The following is a 14,214-nucleotide window of genomic DNA, read 5'->3' as shown; positions in this document are numbered from 1 at the left end:
CCGGGCGGGAGGGATCTTGATGAGGAAGTACGCGCATTTCGTGGCGATGCTGGGTGTTGCCTGCACCGTCGGCGTGGCGGCCGTGGCGGCACAAACCAAGAGCGACAAGGCGGTCGCGGCACCCGCTGCCGCGGATGCGCCGCAGTTGCCCGGCGGCGCGTCGGCACTGTCTGAAACCCACGGCGACTGGACGGTCAATTGCCAGATATCGGGCACGGCCAAGACCTGCAGCCTGTCGCATCAGCAATTCAACAAGCAAAGCAATCAGCGGCTGCTGGCGATCGAGCTGTCGAGCAAGACCGGCGAGGATGCCACGGGCACGCTTGCGTTGCCGTTCGGCCTGGCGCTGGCCAAGGGGGTCAGCCTGACCATCGACGATCAGAAGCTGGACGGCAGCCTGGCGTTCAACACCTGCCAGGTCGTCGGCTGTCTGGTGCCGGTGGTGTTCGATGCGACTGTCACGCCACTGCTGAAATCAGGCACCACACTGAAGATCGACGCTTTCGCGGCAGACACCGGACAAGCGGTGAGCTTCTCCATTCCGCTCAACGGCTTCGCCGGCGCGCTTGCCCGGACCGCCGAGCTTTTGACCAATTGATGTAGGCCGCAGGACTTAAAGCGCGCCGCCTGAATGCCATCTCGCGGCAGGGCGGTGCGTCACTGCAGCAGAACGTCTTTCAGCTCAAACGACGATCGTTTTAAGCCTTTCGGCGATCAGGGCGGCGAGCCGCGCCGCCACATCATCCTTGCTCATCTCCGGCCATTCCTCGACGCCAGCCTTTGACACGATCCGCACCCGGTTGCGATCGCCGCCCATCACGCCCGAAGAACCGACGCCGCTTCCCTGCGACACGTCGTTGGCGACGATGAGATCGGCGCCTTTTTTCTTGAGTTTGGCCTCGGCGTTGCGCAGGAGATCCTGCGTCTCGGCGGCGAAGCCGATAACCAGGCCGGGTCGCTGGCTGTGATGGCCGACGCCGGCGAGAATGTCGGGATTCTCGACCATGCGCAGCACCGGCGGCCCTTCGCCGGCGACCTTCTTGATCTTCTCACCGGCTGAATTCTCGGTTCGCCAGTCGGCCACGGCGGCGACGAACACCGCCGCGTCTGCGGGCAGGAGCTGTTCCACCGCGTCCCGCATCTCTTGCGCACGTTCGACATGGATGGTCTTCACGCCAGCCGGATCGGCAATGCCGACAGGGCCGGAGACGAGGTGCACATCGGCGCCGAGCCTGGCCAGCGCTGCCGCTATGGCATGGCCCTGCTTGCCGGACGAACGGTTGGCGATGTAGCGCACCGGGTCGATCGGCTCATGCGTCGGGCCGGAGGTGACGATGATCTTGCGCCCCGACAGCGACTTCGGGCCGACGTCGAGCAGTGCCTCGATCGCGGCGACGATCTCCAGCGGCTCGGCCATGCGGCCTTCGCCGGCTTCATTGCTTTCGGCCATCTCGCCCCTGGCCGGACCGACGAAGGTGACGCGGTCCTTCTGCAGCGTCGCGCGGTTGCGGCGGGTGGCCGGATGCGCCCACATTCTGGGGTTCATGGCCGGCGCCATCAACACCGGCTTGTCCGTGGCGATGAGCACGGTAGAGGCCAGATCGTTGGCGTGGCCGTTTGCGAGCTTGGCCATCAGGTCGGCGGTGGCGGGCGCCACCACCAGCAGATCGGCCTCGCGCGACAGCCTGATGTGGCCGACATCGTGCTCGTCATTGCGGTCGAACAACTCGGTAAAGACATGGTCGGCGGAGAGCGCGCCGGCCGACAGCGTGGTGATGAATTCCTGCGCGGCCGATGTCATGACCACCCGAACGCCGGCTCCGCGCTCGCGCAGCCGGCGGATCAAATCCAGCGCCTTGTAGGCAGCTATGCCACCGCCGATGATGAGCAGAATGCGCTTGCCGGAGAGGCTCATGCCGGAGACCAGTTCCTGTCCAATGTCATGCCGGCTTCAGCGCCGGTTCGATATCGGTATGGATGAAATCATTGCCCTTGAAAAGCAGCGGCAGGTTTCGCGTCCTGGCGAGGGCGTAGGAAAAACAGTCGCCCATGTTGAGTTTGGCGGGATGGCCAGTGCCGCGGCCATAGAGGGCATAGGCTTCAATGCCGGCCTGTGCATGTTCGGCAGTGAGAGCGACGATCGTGACTTTCAGTCTTTCTAGAAGGCCTCTCAACTCAGCTGTGCCTGCCGCCCCATAACGTCCGACGACGACCGTGCCACATTCCATCAGGGTCGCGGCGCTCATAAACATCAGCTGATTTCCGGCGAGGCGCTGGGCTATCACCGGTGCATCAGGCTCCTGTTTGAGGATGGCCAAAATCGCGGAGGTGTCGATCACCACAGTCAGCCCTCCTCGATGAAGGACCAGAGCTCATCCGTTAGTCTTTTCTGGTCGAAGTCCACTTTTCGCAATCGTCGACCGAATTCGAGGATTTCCTCTGCCGTGACGACATCGTCGTCGTGCTTGTTGACTGCCGCTACATCCTTCAACAACAGGGTTCTTGCCTCCTGCTCCATTGACACGCCATGTCTGGCGGCCTGCTCGCGCAGCCTTTGCTTCAAATCCTCGTCGAGATTGCGGATCGTCAGGGTGCCCATGGCTATTCCTGCATTCCTGCGATTGATTGATCCTTGGGTCTTTCCCCAGATGCCAAACCGGTTCGGTCGAAACCTTTTGTGGTCGGCAGCCCAACGGATGCGGCGAGCACGTCCCGCGCTTCCTGCTCCATGGAAACGCCCCGCGCGGCGCCGCGCTCGCGTAGCCGCCGCATGACATGGTCTTCCAGATTGCGGACGGTAATCCTCGCCATATGCACACTCCTACGGAGAATATAGCGATCTCGATTTCCGACTGCAATGACAGCATTGCTGTCATTGCCTGCACTCAGATGAGCTTCCAGGCGATGTAGACCAGCGTCAGCGCAATTACCCAGAGTGCCCAGCGGCCGGAGCGGCTGTAGCGCGCCTCGGCCTTGCCGATGGCGTCGGCGGTGGTCTCGTCGAAGCGCAGGCCGTGCTCGGCCATCAGGTCGATCTCGCGCGACAGCCGGTCGGTGCGCGCCGCAAGCTCGGGAATCTGGCGGGCCAGCGTGAGCAGCGCCCTGGCGCCGTCACGCGCATCGATCATCATGCCACGCGGCCCAAGATTGCCTGATATCCAGTCGCCGACCACCGGCTCGGCCGTCTTCCACATGTTGAAGGCCGGGTCGAGCGTGCGCGCCACGCCCTCGACCACCACCATGGTCTTCTGCAACAGGATCAATTCGGGCCGCGTCGCCATGTCGAAGAGTTCGGTGACCTCGAACAGCAGCGTCAGAAGCTTGGCCATCGAGATGGTCTCGGCCGGCTGGCCATGGATCGGCTCGCCGATCGCCCGGATCGCCTGCGCGAAGGCTGCGACATTGTGCTGGCGCGGCACATAGCCGGCCTCGAAATGGACCTCGGCGACACGCAGATAGTCGCGCGTGATGAAGCCGTAGAGAATTTCGGCGAGGAAGCGGCGCTCCTTCTTGCCGAGCCTGCCGGCAATGCCGAGATCGACGGCAACGATGGTGCCGTTTGCCTCGACGAACAAATTGCCCGGATGCATGTCGGCATGGAAGAAGCCGTCGCGCAGGGTGTGGCGCAGGAACGACTGGATGAGGTTGGCTGCGATCGCCTTCAAATCGTGGCCGGCGGCTTCCAGGCCGGCAATGTCGTTCATCTTGACGCCGTCGACCCACTCCATGGTCAAGACGTCGCGGCCGGTGCGCTCCCAGTCGACGGACGGCACGCGAAAGCCGGGGTCGTCCCTGGTGCTTTCGCCGAGCTCCGAGAGAGCCGCCGCCTCGAGGCGAAGATCCATCTCGATCTTGGTGGTCTGTGCCAGCGTCTGGGTGACCTCGACCGGCCGCAGCCGGCGTGACGAGGGGATGTATTTCTCCTGCAGGCGAGCGGCGAGGAAATAGCTTTCGAGATCCTGGAAGAAACGGCGGCGCACGCCGGGCCGGATCACCTTGACCGCCACCTTGGTGGCAATGCCGTCATGGAGAGCGTCGGCGGCATGGACCTGGGCGATGGAGGCGGCGGCGACCGGGTCGCCGAATTGCGTATAGAGGGCGCCGATCTTGCGCCCGAGCGAAGCCTCGACCGCCGCGATGGCCTCGGCCCGGGGGAAGGTGTGCATCTTGTCCTGCAACGTGGCGAGATCGAGCGCCATGTCGTTGCCGACGACGTCGGGCCGCGTCGCCAGGAACTGGCCGAGCTTTACATAAGATGGACCGAGCCGGACGACCGCCTTGGCCAGCCGGTCGCTGCGCTCATAGGCCAGCGCGCGGCGGCGGGTGAGCAGCCGCGCCATCCGCCATCCGAACTTCGGCAGGCCGGACAGTTCCTCACCCGGCAGAGCGGCGACGACACCCTCGCGGACCAGCACCCAGCCGGCCCTTACGAGCCGGAATCCTGCACTGACATTGCTCATGGCAGCGCCGATCCTGCCGGCTCTTTGAACCGGCATAGCACGCGTCGGTTGTGAGAAATGCGGCCCGGCCTCAAAGCTTCCAGCCCGAATGAAGTGCTGCAATACCGCCGGAATAGTTGCGGAAGGAAACGCGGTCGAAGCCGGCGCGGGAAATCATCGTCGCGAAATTCTGCTGATTGGGAAACCTGGCGATCGATTCGACCAGATAGGAATAGGGTTCGCCGTCGCCAGTGACCATCTTGCCGATCTTTGGAATGGCGTTGAACGACCAGGCTTCGTAGGCCTTGTCGAGAAGCGGCATCTCGACCTCGGAAAACTCCAGGCACAGGAAGCGCCCGCCGGGCTTCAGCACGCGAAACGCTTCGCCCAAGGCCACCTCGATGCGCGGTACGTTGCGGATACCGAAAGCGATGGTGTAGGCATCGAATGTGGCATCAGGGAAGGGCAGTTCCTCGGCGTTGGCCTCGACGAAATCGGTGTTGCCGGACAGGCCCTTCTTTTCGGCCCGGTCGCGGCCGACAGCCAGCATCGAGCCATTGATGTCGAGCACGGTGGCATGGGCATTGCCGTGGCTGGCATCGACGATGCGGAAGGCGATGTCGCCGGTGCCGCCGGCAACGTCCAGCACGCGCCAACCGATCCTTTTGGGAGGATTGAGCCAGGTGACCATGGCGTCCTTCCACAGCCGGTGCAGGCCGGCCGACATCAGATCGTTCATCAGGTCGTAGCGGTTGGCGACCTTGTGGAAAACATCGTTGACCAGGGACTGCTTGTCGCCAGCCCCTACACGCTTGAAACCATAGGAAGTTTCCATGCCGCCCGCGGCCGTGGTTCTCTCAACTGACATTTTTTTGATCCGTCATAAAACCGGCGGGACCATAGCCGATCGATGGTGCGGGCGCTATTGTTTAAGGCGCGGTGTTCAGCCGCGCTTCCAGGTGGCGGGTTTTCGAGACCTGGACGGACCGACGGGATGATTGAATGCCTTTGAAAGCGGAACTGCACTGCCACATCGAAGGGGCAGCGGCGCCCGAACTCGTCGTCCGCCAGGCGCAGAAATACGGCAAGGACACCTCGCCCTATATCCAGAACGGTTCCTTCGTCTGGCACGATTTCACCTCCTTCCTGGCGGCTTATGATTTTTCCGCCGATCTGTTCCGGACCGAGGAGGATTATGCGCGGCTGGCCGACCACTATCTGACCAGTCTCGCTCGCGATGGCGCCATCTATTCCGAGGTGTTCACCTCGCCGGACCACGCGAAAAAGGCCGGCCTGTCGCCCAAGGCCTATACCGATGCCCTCGGCGAAGGCATGGCCCGCGCCAAGGCCAAGACCGGCATCGAGGGCCGCATGATCGTTACCGGCGTGCGCCATGTCGGCGTCGAGTCGATCGAGCAGGCGGCGCGCTTCGCGGCGCGCTGCGGGCATCCGCTGGTCACCGGTTTCGGCGTTGCCGGCGATGAGCGCATCGGCGATATGGAGGACTATGTCAGGGCTTTCGAGATCGCCCGCGAAGCCGGGCTCGGCATCACCATCCATGCCGGCGAACTGACGGGCTGGGAGACCGTCCAGGCGGCGCTCGATCATATCCGTCCGTCCCGCATCGGTCATGGCGTGCGCGCCATCGAGAACCTGGACCTGGTCCGGCGCATCGCCGACGAGGGCGTCGTGCTGGAATGCTGCCCCGGTTCCAACATCGCGCTCAAGGTGTTCGACAGTTTCGCCGATCATCCGTTTCCGGCCCTGCAGGCGGCAGGCTGCAAGGTGACGCTCAATTCCGACGATCCGCCCTATTTCTGGACCTCGCTGAAGCGCGAATACGACATTGCCGCCGAGCATTTCTCGATGAACGAAAAGGCGCTGGCCGCCGTCACCCGCACCGCCATCGAAGCCGCTTTCGTCGATAGAAAGACGAAGACCGCGCTTCTTGCCCGGTTGAACGGCGCGGCGCGCTGATTTCCGCCGACAAAGCTGTGGTCGGTGCGGGCCAAGCGGTTCCTTGGCCGGCGCATTGCCGCTAGGGTTCGCCCAGGCAGCTTGAAGCGCGGCGCGTCCGAAAGGGCCATGCGCGCATTTTCGGGCGCAGGCATCAGGAGAACACCATGCAGGGCGTCACCGTCGTCGACCACCCGCTTGTCCAGCACAAGCTGACCATCATGCGCAAGAAGGAAACCTCGACGGCTGGCTTCCGCCGGCTGCTGCGCGAAATCTCGCTGCTGCTCGGCTACGAGGTCACCCGCAACCTCGAACTGACGACGACGACCATCGAAACGCCGATGGAAACCATGGAAGCGCCGACGCTGGAGGGCAAGAAACTGGTCTTCGCCTCGGTGCTGCGCGCCGGCAACGGCTTGCTGGAAGGCCTGCTCGACCTGGTACCGGCGGCGCGCGTCGCCCATGTCGGTCTCTACCGCGATCACGAAACGCTGGAAGCGGTCGAATATTTCTTCAAGGCGCCGAGCGATCTCGCCGACCGGCTGGTGATCGTCGTCGATCCGATGCTGGCCACCGCCAATTCGGCGATCGCGGCGATCGACAAGCTGAAAGAGCGTGGCGCCACCAACATCCGTTTCCTTTGCCTGCTGGCGGCGCCTGAAGGCATCGAGCGCTTCATCAAGGCGCATCCGGACGTTCCCGTCTTCACCGCTTCGATCGACCGCCAGCTCAACGAGAAGGGCTACATCATGCCGGGCCTCGGCGACGCTGGCGACCGCATGTACGGGACCAAGTAATTTACCAATTGTTTACGCAAAGGCGGGTTTCTGGCGCCCGTTAAACCGGCAAACATCATCAAGGCATAAGGATCGGCTGTCACAAAGGCCGATCCATGCTGCGCAAACTTCTGATCCTCGCCGTTTTCGCCGGTACATCGGCCTCGATACCGATTGTGTATCAGTCGAATCCGCAACTCGTCGAAAACCTGCTGAGGTCGGCGGTGCCGGGCAAACAAGCGGTCGAAGCCCAACCAGACGTCAATCTGGCATCGATGCCCAACAAGCCCGCGGCACCGCTGCCGATGGGCCGCAAGGTGGTCGTCGCGGCTGACGAGCGCGGACATTTCTCATCGGCTTTCAAGTTCAACGGACGTCAGATCGACGGCATGATCGACACAGGTGCGACATTGGTCGCCATCAACATTTCGACGGCGCGCAGAATCGGCCTGTCGTTGAACGCTTCCGACTTCAACCGCGAGGTCAACACCGCCAACGGCACCATCAAGGCGGCCGTGGCCATGATCGACCGCCTGCAGATCGGCAACATCACGGTCAATGACGTCCAGACCATCGTGCTCGACGACAGGGCGCTGCGCACCAATCTGATCGGCATGAGCTTCCTCAACCGGCTCGACAAATACCAGGTCGAGAACGGCACGCTGCTGCTCGTCCAGTAAGGCCGTTCGTTCTCCGTAATTTCCAAGGGAAAGCGTTATGCGCTTTTCCCGGGAAGCCGTTTCACACTTTTCCTGGAATTGCTTTAGCCGCGCGGCAGAATCCGCCGGATGACCGACTTGTCGGCGGGCGGCTTGGAGGCACCGACCGTATAGGCCGAAAGCACGGTTGCGGCAGCGCTCTCGGCATCGGCCGATGAGCGGGCATGGACCAGCGCCAGCGGCTCGCCGGCCCCAACCTCCGCACCGACCGGCAACAGCCTGGTGATGCCGACCGCGGGGTCGATCTTGTCGTCCGGCCGCGTGCGTCCACCTCCCAGGCCGACCACGGCGAGCCCGATATCGCGGGTGGCGATGCCGGTGACGAAGCCGTTTGCGGTTGCCTTGACGGCCAATTCGATCGCCGCCGCCGGCAGATACTTTTCCGGTTTCTCGATGAAATCGGCGGGGCCGCCAAGCGCGGCCACCATGCGTGCGAAAGTGGCGGCGGCGCGGCCGCTGGCGAGCGTTTCGGTGGCGCGCCGCATGCCATCCTGGTTGGACGACACCAGCCCGGCCGACTGCAGCATTTCGGCAGCCAGCGCCAGCGTCACATCCTCGAGCCTCCGGTCGCGAAACCGACCGGTGAGGAAATCAACGGCGTTGCGCACCTCGACGGCGTTGCCGGCGACCGACGCCAGCGGCTCGTTCATGCCGGTGATCAACGCCGAAGCCTTCAGTCCGGCGCCGTTGGCGATCTCAACCAGGCTGTTGGCGAGTGCGGTGGCGTCGCGCGATTTTTCCATGAAGGCGCCGTTGCCGACCTTGACGTCGAGCACCAGCGATTGCAGCCCGGCCGCCAGCTTCTTCGACAGGATCGAAGCGGTGATCAGCGGCACCGATTCGACCGTGCCGGAGACGTCGCGGATCGCATAGAGCCGTCGATCGGCGGGCGCGAGGTCGGCGGTCTGGCCGATGATGGCACAGCCTGTTTCGAGCACCGCCTTGCGAAACAGCGCGACGTCGGGCTGGCTGATGTAGCCGGGGATGGCATCCATCTTGTCCAGCGTGCCGCCGGTGTGGCCAAGGCCACGGCCCGAGATCATCGGCACATAGGCGCCGCAGGCGGCGACGATCGGCGCCAGCATCAGCGAGACATTGTCGCCAACGCCGCCGGTCGAATGCTTGTCGGTGACCGGGCCGGGCAGGTCCGACCAGTCGAGCACGTCGCCGGAATCGCGCATCGCCAGCGTGAGCGCCACGGCCTCGTCGCGGCTCATGCCGTTGAAGAACACCGCCATGGCGAAGGCGCCAGCCTGGCCATCGGTAACGGCGCCTGACGTCACGCCCTCGACGAAGCCGGCGATCTCCTCTTCCGACAGCCTGAGGCCATCGCGCTTGCGGCGGATGATTTCCTGGGGAAGCATCAGATCTCCAGCAGTCCGTCGCGAAACACGCGCTGCAGGATCGTCGCCAGCCGCGCGCCGCCTACCGGTGCCATGTCCTTGGTCTCCTGGTGCGAAAGCTCGGCCCCGGTCATGCCGGCGGCCAAATTGGTGATGACCGAACAGGCGGCGACGCGCAGTCCGAGGAAGCGGGCGAGAATGACCTCCGGTACGGTCGACATGCCGACTGCATTGGCGCCCATGATGCGCGCCATGCGGATCTCGGCCGGCGTTTCGAAGCATGGGCCGGAGAACCACATATAGACGCCCTTGTGCAGGGTGGTGCCGGTCGCATTTGCCGCCCGTTCGATGGCCTGGCGGATGCCGGCATCATAGGCTTCGGTCAGGCCGACGAAACGCCGGTCGCTTGGTTCGCCGATCAGCGGGTTGGTGCCCGAGAAATTGATGTGGTCCGATATCAGCATCACCGAGCCCGGCGGCATGTCCGGATCGACCGAGCCGGCGGCATTGGTGAGGATCAGCTTCGTGATGCCGATGCCGGCAAGCACTTCCAGCACCGGCCGCATCGCTGCGGCAACGCCGTGCTCGTAGTAATGGGCGCGGCCCGAAAGCATCAGCACCGGCACGCCGGCAAACAGCCCTGCCACCACTTCGCCGGCGTGCCCGGTGACACCGCTTCTGGGAAAACCGGGCAGGTCGGCATAGGAGATGCGAATCGGGCCCTCGATCTGGTCGACCAGACCGCCGAGGCCCGAACCGAGCACCAGTGCGGTGGCGGGCGCCAAGCCGTCCAGCCTTTCGACGAGATGATCCAGGGCTTTTTCCGTCATCGCTGCCAGCTGTTCATTTGAGCCCATTGTTCATTTCAAAATATCGCCGCGGAAGCCGTAAGGCAGCATGTCGCCCATGGTCACGGTCTCGGCCACACCTGCATTGTCGCAGAGATAGAGCTTTGTTTCCGGCCGGCAGAATTCGGCCAGCCGCTGCCGGCAGCCGCCGCAAGGCGAGCATTTCGCCATGCGTTCGGCGATGACGGCGATCTCCACGATCTTGCCGCCGCCGCCCATAATGTAGTGGCCGAGCGCCGTGGTCTCGGCGCACCAGCCTTCCGGATAGGAGGCGACTTCGATGTTGGCGCCGGTAAAGACGCGCCCGTCCTCGGTGCGCAAGGCTGCGCCGACCGGAAACTTGGAATAGGGCGCGTAGGCCCTGGCCATGGCGGCCTTGGCGGCCTCGAACAGATCATGCGACATTCAGGTGTTCTCTCCGATGATCGTGTTCAAAACCCGGCGCAAAGCCGACCTGCCGCTCAACGTTCCTTGACATAAGGCACGCCGCCGGCGCGTGGCGGGATTGCCTTGCCGATGAAGCCGGCGAGCAGGATGACGGTGAGGATGTAGGGCAGCGCCTGCATGAACTGTGCCGGCACCTTGCCGATGATGGGCAGCGGTGACCCCTGCAGGCGGATCGACGCCGCGTCCAGGAAGCCGAACAGAAGGCAGGCGAACATGGCGTTGACCGGCTTCCACTTGGCAAAGATCAGGGCTGCCAGCGCGATATAGCCCTTGCCGGCGGTCATGTCCTTCACGAATCCGCCATTTTGCACCATCGACAGGTAGGCGCCGGCAATGCCGGTGAGGATGCCGGTGCAGATCAGCGCCCTGTAGCGCAGCCAGGCGACCGATATGCCGGCGGTATCGACGGCGGCCGGGTTCTCGCCTACGGCGCGCAGCCTGAGGCCAAAACGGGTGCGAAACAGCACCCACCAGGTGAACGGCACCATCAGGAAGGCAAGATAGACCAGGATCGAGTGGCCCGACAGGAGCTCGGCATAGATCGGTCCGATGACCGGCACGTCGCGGATGGCCTCGGCGCCCGGCAAGGTGATGGCCTCGAAGCGCTCGCCCGGTTGCAGCGCCGGCGTGCGCCCGCCCTGCTGGAACCAGGCCTGGCCGAGGATGATGGTCGAGCCGGCGGCGATGAAGTTGATCGCCACGCCGGAGACGATCTGGTTGCCGCGATGGGTGATCGAGGCAAAGCCGTGGATCATGGCAAAGGCGACCGAGATCAGGATGGCCATGCCGAGGCCGAGAAAGGCCGAATGGAACACGGAAGCGGCGGCCGCACCGGCGAAGGCGCCGACCAGCATCTTGCCTTCGAGGCCGATGTCGAAGATGCCGGCGCGTTCCGAATAGAGCCCGGCGAGGCAGGCAAGCAGCAGCGGCACCGAGAGGCGGATGGTGGAGTCCAATGTCTGGATGATCGCGTTGAACACATCCATCTCAGGCACCTTTCCCCTTGACCGCTTCCATGCCAACCGATCGCGGACTGAACGAGGCGAACAGCGCCTGGATGTAGGGCCGGAACATGTGCTCGAGGGCACCGGCAAACAGGATCACCAGGCCTTGAATGATGACGATCATGTCGCGGCTGATTGCCGGCATCTCGAAGGCGAGCTCGGCGCCGCCCTGGTAGAGCATGCCGAACAGGATTGCCGCCAGCACGATGCCAACAGGGTGCAGGCGGCCCATCAGCGCCACGGCGATGCCGACGAAGCCGGCGCCGGAAACGAAGTCGATGGCGACATTGTGCTGATCGCCCATCACCGGATTGAGCGCCATCATGCCGGCCAGCCCGCCCGAGATCATCATGGCGGTGATGATGATGCGGGTTTCGGAAATGCCGGCATAGCGTGCCGCTTTCGGGCTGTGACCGTAGGTGCGCATTTCATAGCCGAGCTTGGTGCGCCAGATCAGCAGCCAGACCAGGAAGGCCATGACCAGCGCCAGCAGGAAGGTGACGTTGAGCGGCGCCGAACGGATCTTGGCGCCGAACAGCTCGATGATCCAGTTGAGCTTGGGCAATTCCGCGCCGGCGAGGAAGTTACGCGTCTGCGGCGCTTGCGAGGCGGCTGGCTTCAACGGGCCGACCAGCAGGTAAACCATGATCGAGGCGGCGATGAAGTTGAACATGATGGTGGTGATGACGATGTGCGAGCCACGCTTGGCCTGCAGATAGGCCGGGATGAGCGCCCACAATGCGCCGACCGTCGCCGCAGCAATGATCGCCAGCGGGAAGGTCAGCCACCATGGCAGTGTGCTGTCGAAGCTCAGGCAGACGATGGCGATGCCGAGGCCGGCGATGTAGGCCTGCCCCTCGGTGCCGATGTTGAACAGGCCGCAATGCGCGGCCACCGCCACCGAAAGCCCGGTGAAGATGAAGGTGGTGGCATAAAAGAGGGTGAAGGCGATGCCGGTGCCTTTGCCGAAGGCGCCTTCGACCAGGATGACGGCTGCGCGCAACGGATTCTCGCCGACCAGAAGCACGACGAAGCCGGCGACGACGAAGGCGACGAACAGATTGATCAGCGGGATCAGGCCATAGTCGGCCCAGGCCGGCAGTTTGGCGTAAGGCGCGCTCATTCGGCGGCCTCCTGGTGCTCGATGCCGGCCATCAGCAGGCCGAGCTCGCCCTCGGTCGCTTCGGGGCCGCGCTCGCCGACGATGCGGCCGGCAAACATCACCAGGATACGGTCGGACAGCGAACGGATCTCGTCAAGCTCGACCGACACCACCAGCACCGCCTTGCCCTGGTCGCGCATGGCGATCAGGCGCTTGTGGATGAATTCGATGGCGCCGACATCGACGCCGCGTGTCGGCTGGCCAACGATCAGAACACCAGGGTCCTGTTCCATCTCCCGCGCCAGCACGATCTTCTGCTGGTTGCCGCCGGAAAAATTGGCGGTCTTCAGCCGGCAGTCGGCCGGGCGGATGTCGTATTTGGCGATCTTGTCCCTGGCATCGTTGCGGATGGCATCGATGTTGAGGAACGGCCCCTTCAAATAACGGGGATCATCGTGATAGCCGAGGATCGAATTCTCGTTCTCCTCGAAGGCCAGCACCAGCCCGACGTGATGGCGGTCCTCCGGCACATGCGCGAGGCCACGGTCGCGCAGTTCGCCGGGGTCGGCGGCGCCGGTCAGGTCGATCGGCTTGCCGTCGAGCATGACCGAGCCGGACACGGCACGCCTGATGCCGGAAATCGCCTCGAGCAGTTCGGATTGTCCGTTGCCGGCAACACCGGCGATGCCGACGATCTCGCCGGCCCTGATATCGAAGGAGATGTCGTCGACCATGGTGACGCCGCGCGTATCCTTCACCGTCAGGTTCTTGACCGCGAGCTTGACGGCGCCGGCCTCGGCCTCGCCCTTCTCGACCCGCAAGAGCACGCGCCGCCCGACCATCAGCTCGGCCAGTTCCTCGACCGTGGTCTTCCTGGTCTCGCGCGTCGCCACCATCGTGCCCTGGCGCATCACCGACACGGTGTCGGTGATGGCCATGATCTCGCGCAATTTGTGGGTGATCAGCACCACCGTCTTGCCCTGGTCTTTCAACTGCCCGAGGATGCGGAACAGATGGTCGGCCTCGGCCGGTGTCAGCACGCCCGTAGGCTCGTCGAGGATCAGGATCTCGGCGCCGCGATAGAGTGCTTTCAGGATCTCCACCCGCTGCTGCAGGCCGACCGGCAGTTCCTCGATGATTGCATCGGGATCGACTTCCAGCCCGTATTCACGCTCCAGCCGCTCCAGTTCGGAGCGCGCCTTGGCGATGCTCTTCTTCAGCAGCGCATCGCTTTCGGCGCCGAGGATGACGTTCTCCAGCACCGTGAAATTGTCGACCAGCATAAAGTGCTGATGCACCATGCCGATGCCGAGCGCGATGGCGTCATTGGGGGTTTTGATCGAGGCCGGCTGGCCGCCAACGCGGATCTCGCCGCTGTCGGCCTGGTAGAAGCCGTAGAGGATCGACATCAGCGTCGACTTGCCAGCTCCGTTCTCGCCGACAATGCCGTGGATCGTGCCGCGACCGATCTCAAGATTGATGTCCCGGTTGGCGCGCACCGCACCAAAACTCTTGTTGATGCCGATCAACTCGATTGCGGCTTGCGCCATGCAGCCTGTCCCACTCTTATTTTTTTATCG

At 63.8% G+C, this 14,214-nt stretch carries 16 protein-coding genes; 4 read left to right on the top strand and 12 right to left on the bottom strand.

Annotated elements, in window-relative coordinates:
- Positions 1-19 precede the first annotated feature (19 nt).
- The gene (locus NKJ04_RS11235; protein ID WP_023812564.1) at positions 20-598 is read left to right on the top strand and encodes an invasion associated locus B family protein; all 579 of its coding nucleotides are present in this window, start codon (positions 20-22) and stop codon (positions 596-598) included.
- Between the two features lie 84 nt (positions 599-682).
- Here NKJ04_RS11235 and coaBC read toward each other — a convergent pair whose 3' ends face one another.
- The 6 genes from coaBC to ubiE all read right to left on the bottom strand — a co-directional run bounded on the left by coaBC (position 683) and on the right by ubiE (position 5,307).
- Positions 683-1,915, bottom strand: a complete 1,233-nt coding sequence (gene coaBC, locus NKJ04_RS11230) for a bifunctional phosphopantothenoylcysteine decarboxylase/phosphopantothenate--cysteine ligase CoaBC (protein WP_352554979.1) — start codon at positions 1,913-1,915, stop codon at positions 683-685.
- A gap of 25 nt (positions 1,916-1,940) precedes the next feature.
- Positions 1,941-2,342 (bottom strand): type II toxin-antitoxin system VapC family toxin, encoded by a 402-nt coding sequence (locus NKJ04_RS11225; protein ID WP_127270488.1) that lies wholly within the window; start codon positions 2,340-2,342, stop codon positions 1,941-1,943.
- A 2-nt stretch (positions 2,343-2,344) separates the two neighbouring features.
- Complete coding sequence (locus tag NKJ04_RS11220) at positions 2,345-2,599, bottom strand: FitA-like ribbon-helix-helix domain-containing protein (protein ID WP_352674915.1); 255 nt, start codon at positions 2,597-2,599, stop codon at positions 2,345-2,347.
- 2 nt (positions 2,600-2,601) lie between these two features.
- Positions 2,602-2,811, bottom strand: coding sequence for a FitA-like ribbon-helix-helix domain-containing protein (locus NKJ04_RS33660; RefSeq protein WP_502897900.1), 210 nt, complete (start codon positions 2,809-2,811; stop codon positions 2,602-2,604).
- 74 nt (positions 2,812-2,885) lie between these two features.
- Positions 2,886-4,460 (bottom strand): 2-polyprenylphenol 6-hydroxylase, encoded by a 1,575-nt coding sequence (ubiB, locus tag NKJ04_RS11215; protein WP_023812568.1) that lies wholly within the window; start codon positions 4,458-4,460, stop codon positions 2,886-2,888.
- A 70-nt stretch (positions 4,461-4,530) separates the two neighbouring features.
- A complete protein-coding gene (gene ubiE / locus NKJ04_RS11210) occupies positions 4,531-5,307 on the bottom strand; it encodes a bifunctional demethylmenaquinone methyltransferase/2-methoxy-6-polyprenyl-1,4-benzoquinol methylase UbiE (protein ID WP_127328341.1) in 777 nt (258 codons plus the stop codon).
- A 134-nt stretch (positions 5,308-5,441) separates the two neighbouring features.
- Here ubiE and NKJ04_RS11205 point away from each other — a divergent pair, with 134 nt between their 5' ends.
- From NKJ04_RS11205 to NKJ04_RS11195, 3 genes are all read left to right on the top strand, one after another.
- On the top strand, positions 5,442-6,416 hold the full coding sequence (locus NKJ04_RS11205) for an adenosine deaminase (protein WP_352674914.1): 975 nt from the start codon (positions 5,442-5,444) through the stop codon (positions 6,414-6,416).
- Positions 6,417-6,562: 146 nt separating this feature from the next.
- The gene (gene upp / locus NKJ04_RS11200) at positions 6,563-7,192 is read left to right on the top strand and encodes a uracil phosphoribosyltransferase (protein WP_013529626.1); all 630 of its coding nucleotides are present in this window, start codon (positions 6,563-6,565) and stop codon (positions 7,190-7,192) included.
- 95 nt (positions 7,193-7,287) lie between these two features.
- Positions 7,288-7,851, top strand: a complete 564-nt coding sequence (locus NKJ04_RS11195; protein ID WP_352674912.1) for a TIGR02281 family clan AA aspartic protease — start codon at positions 7,288-7,290, stop codon at positions 7,849-7,851.
- 83 nt (positions 7,852-7,934) lie between these two features.
- On the opposite strand, the gene deoA is transcribed toward NKJ04_RS11195, so the two are convergent.
- Genes deoA through NKJ04_RS11165 form a run of 6 tightly spaced genes read right to left on the bottom strand, consistent with a single transcriptional unit; the run spans position 7,935 to position 14,184 of the window.
- Positions 7,935-9,254, bottom strand: coding sequence for a thymidine phosphorylase (gene deoA / locus NKJ04_RS11190; RefSeq protein WP_352674910.1), 1,320 nt, complete (start codon positions 9,252-9,254; stop codon positions 7,935-7,937).
- A complete protein-coding gene (locus NKJ04_RS11185) occupies positions 9,254-10,063 on the bottom strand; it encodes a purine-nucleoside phosphorylase (protein WP_352674909.1) in 810 nt (269 codons plus the stop codon). Before NKJ04_RS11185 ends, deoA begins: the two co-directional genes overlap by 1 nt.
- Before the next feature lie 30 nt (positions 10,064-10,093).
- Positions 10,094-10,486 carry a cytidine deaminase gene (gene cdd / locus NKJ04_RS11180; RefSeq protein WP_023812575.1) on the bottom strand — a complete coding sequence of 131 codons (393 nt, stop codon included), beginning with the start codon at positions 10,484-10,486 and terminating at the stop codon, positions 10,094-10,096.
- 56 nt (positions 10,487-10,542) lie between these two features.
- Entirely contained in the window at positions 10,543-11,514 is a 972-nt protein-coding gene (locus NKJ04_RS11175; RefSeq protein WP_023812576.1) for an ABC transporter permease, read from the bottom strand.
- 1 nt (position 11,515) lies between these two features.
- Positions 11,516-12,655, bottom strand: coding sequence for an ABC transporter permease (locus NKJ04_RS11170; protein ID WP_127266923.1), 1,140 nt, complete (start codon positions 12,653-12,655; stop codon positions 11,516-11,518).
- A complete protein-coding gene (locus tag NKJ04_RS11165) occupies positions 12,652-14,184 on the bottom strand; it encodes an ABC transporter ATP-binding protein (RefSeq protein ID WP_128303187.1) in 1,533 nt (510 codons plus the stop codon). The genes NKJ04_RS11170 and NKJ04_RS11165 overlap by 4 nt, the downstream gene beginning before the upstream one ends.
- Between the last annotated feature and the right edge of the window lie 30 nt (positions 14,185-14,214).

This window comes from Mesorhizobium sp. M0618, assembly GCF_040320765.1.
Lineage (GTDB): Bacteria > Pseudomonadota > Alphaproteobacteria > Rhizobiales > Rhizobiaceae > Mesorhizobium.
This window is presented reverse-complemented; position numbering and strand designations above follow the sequence as displayed.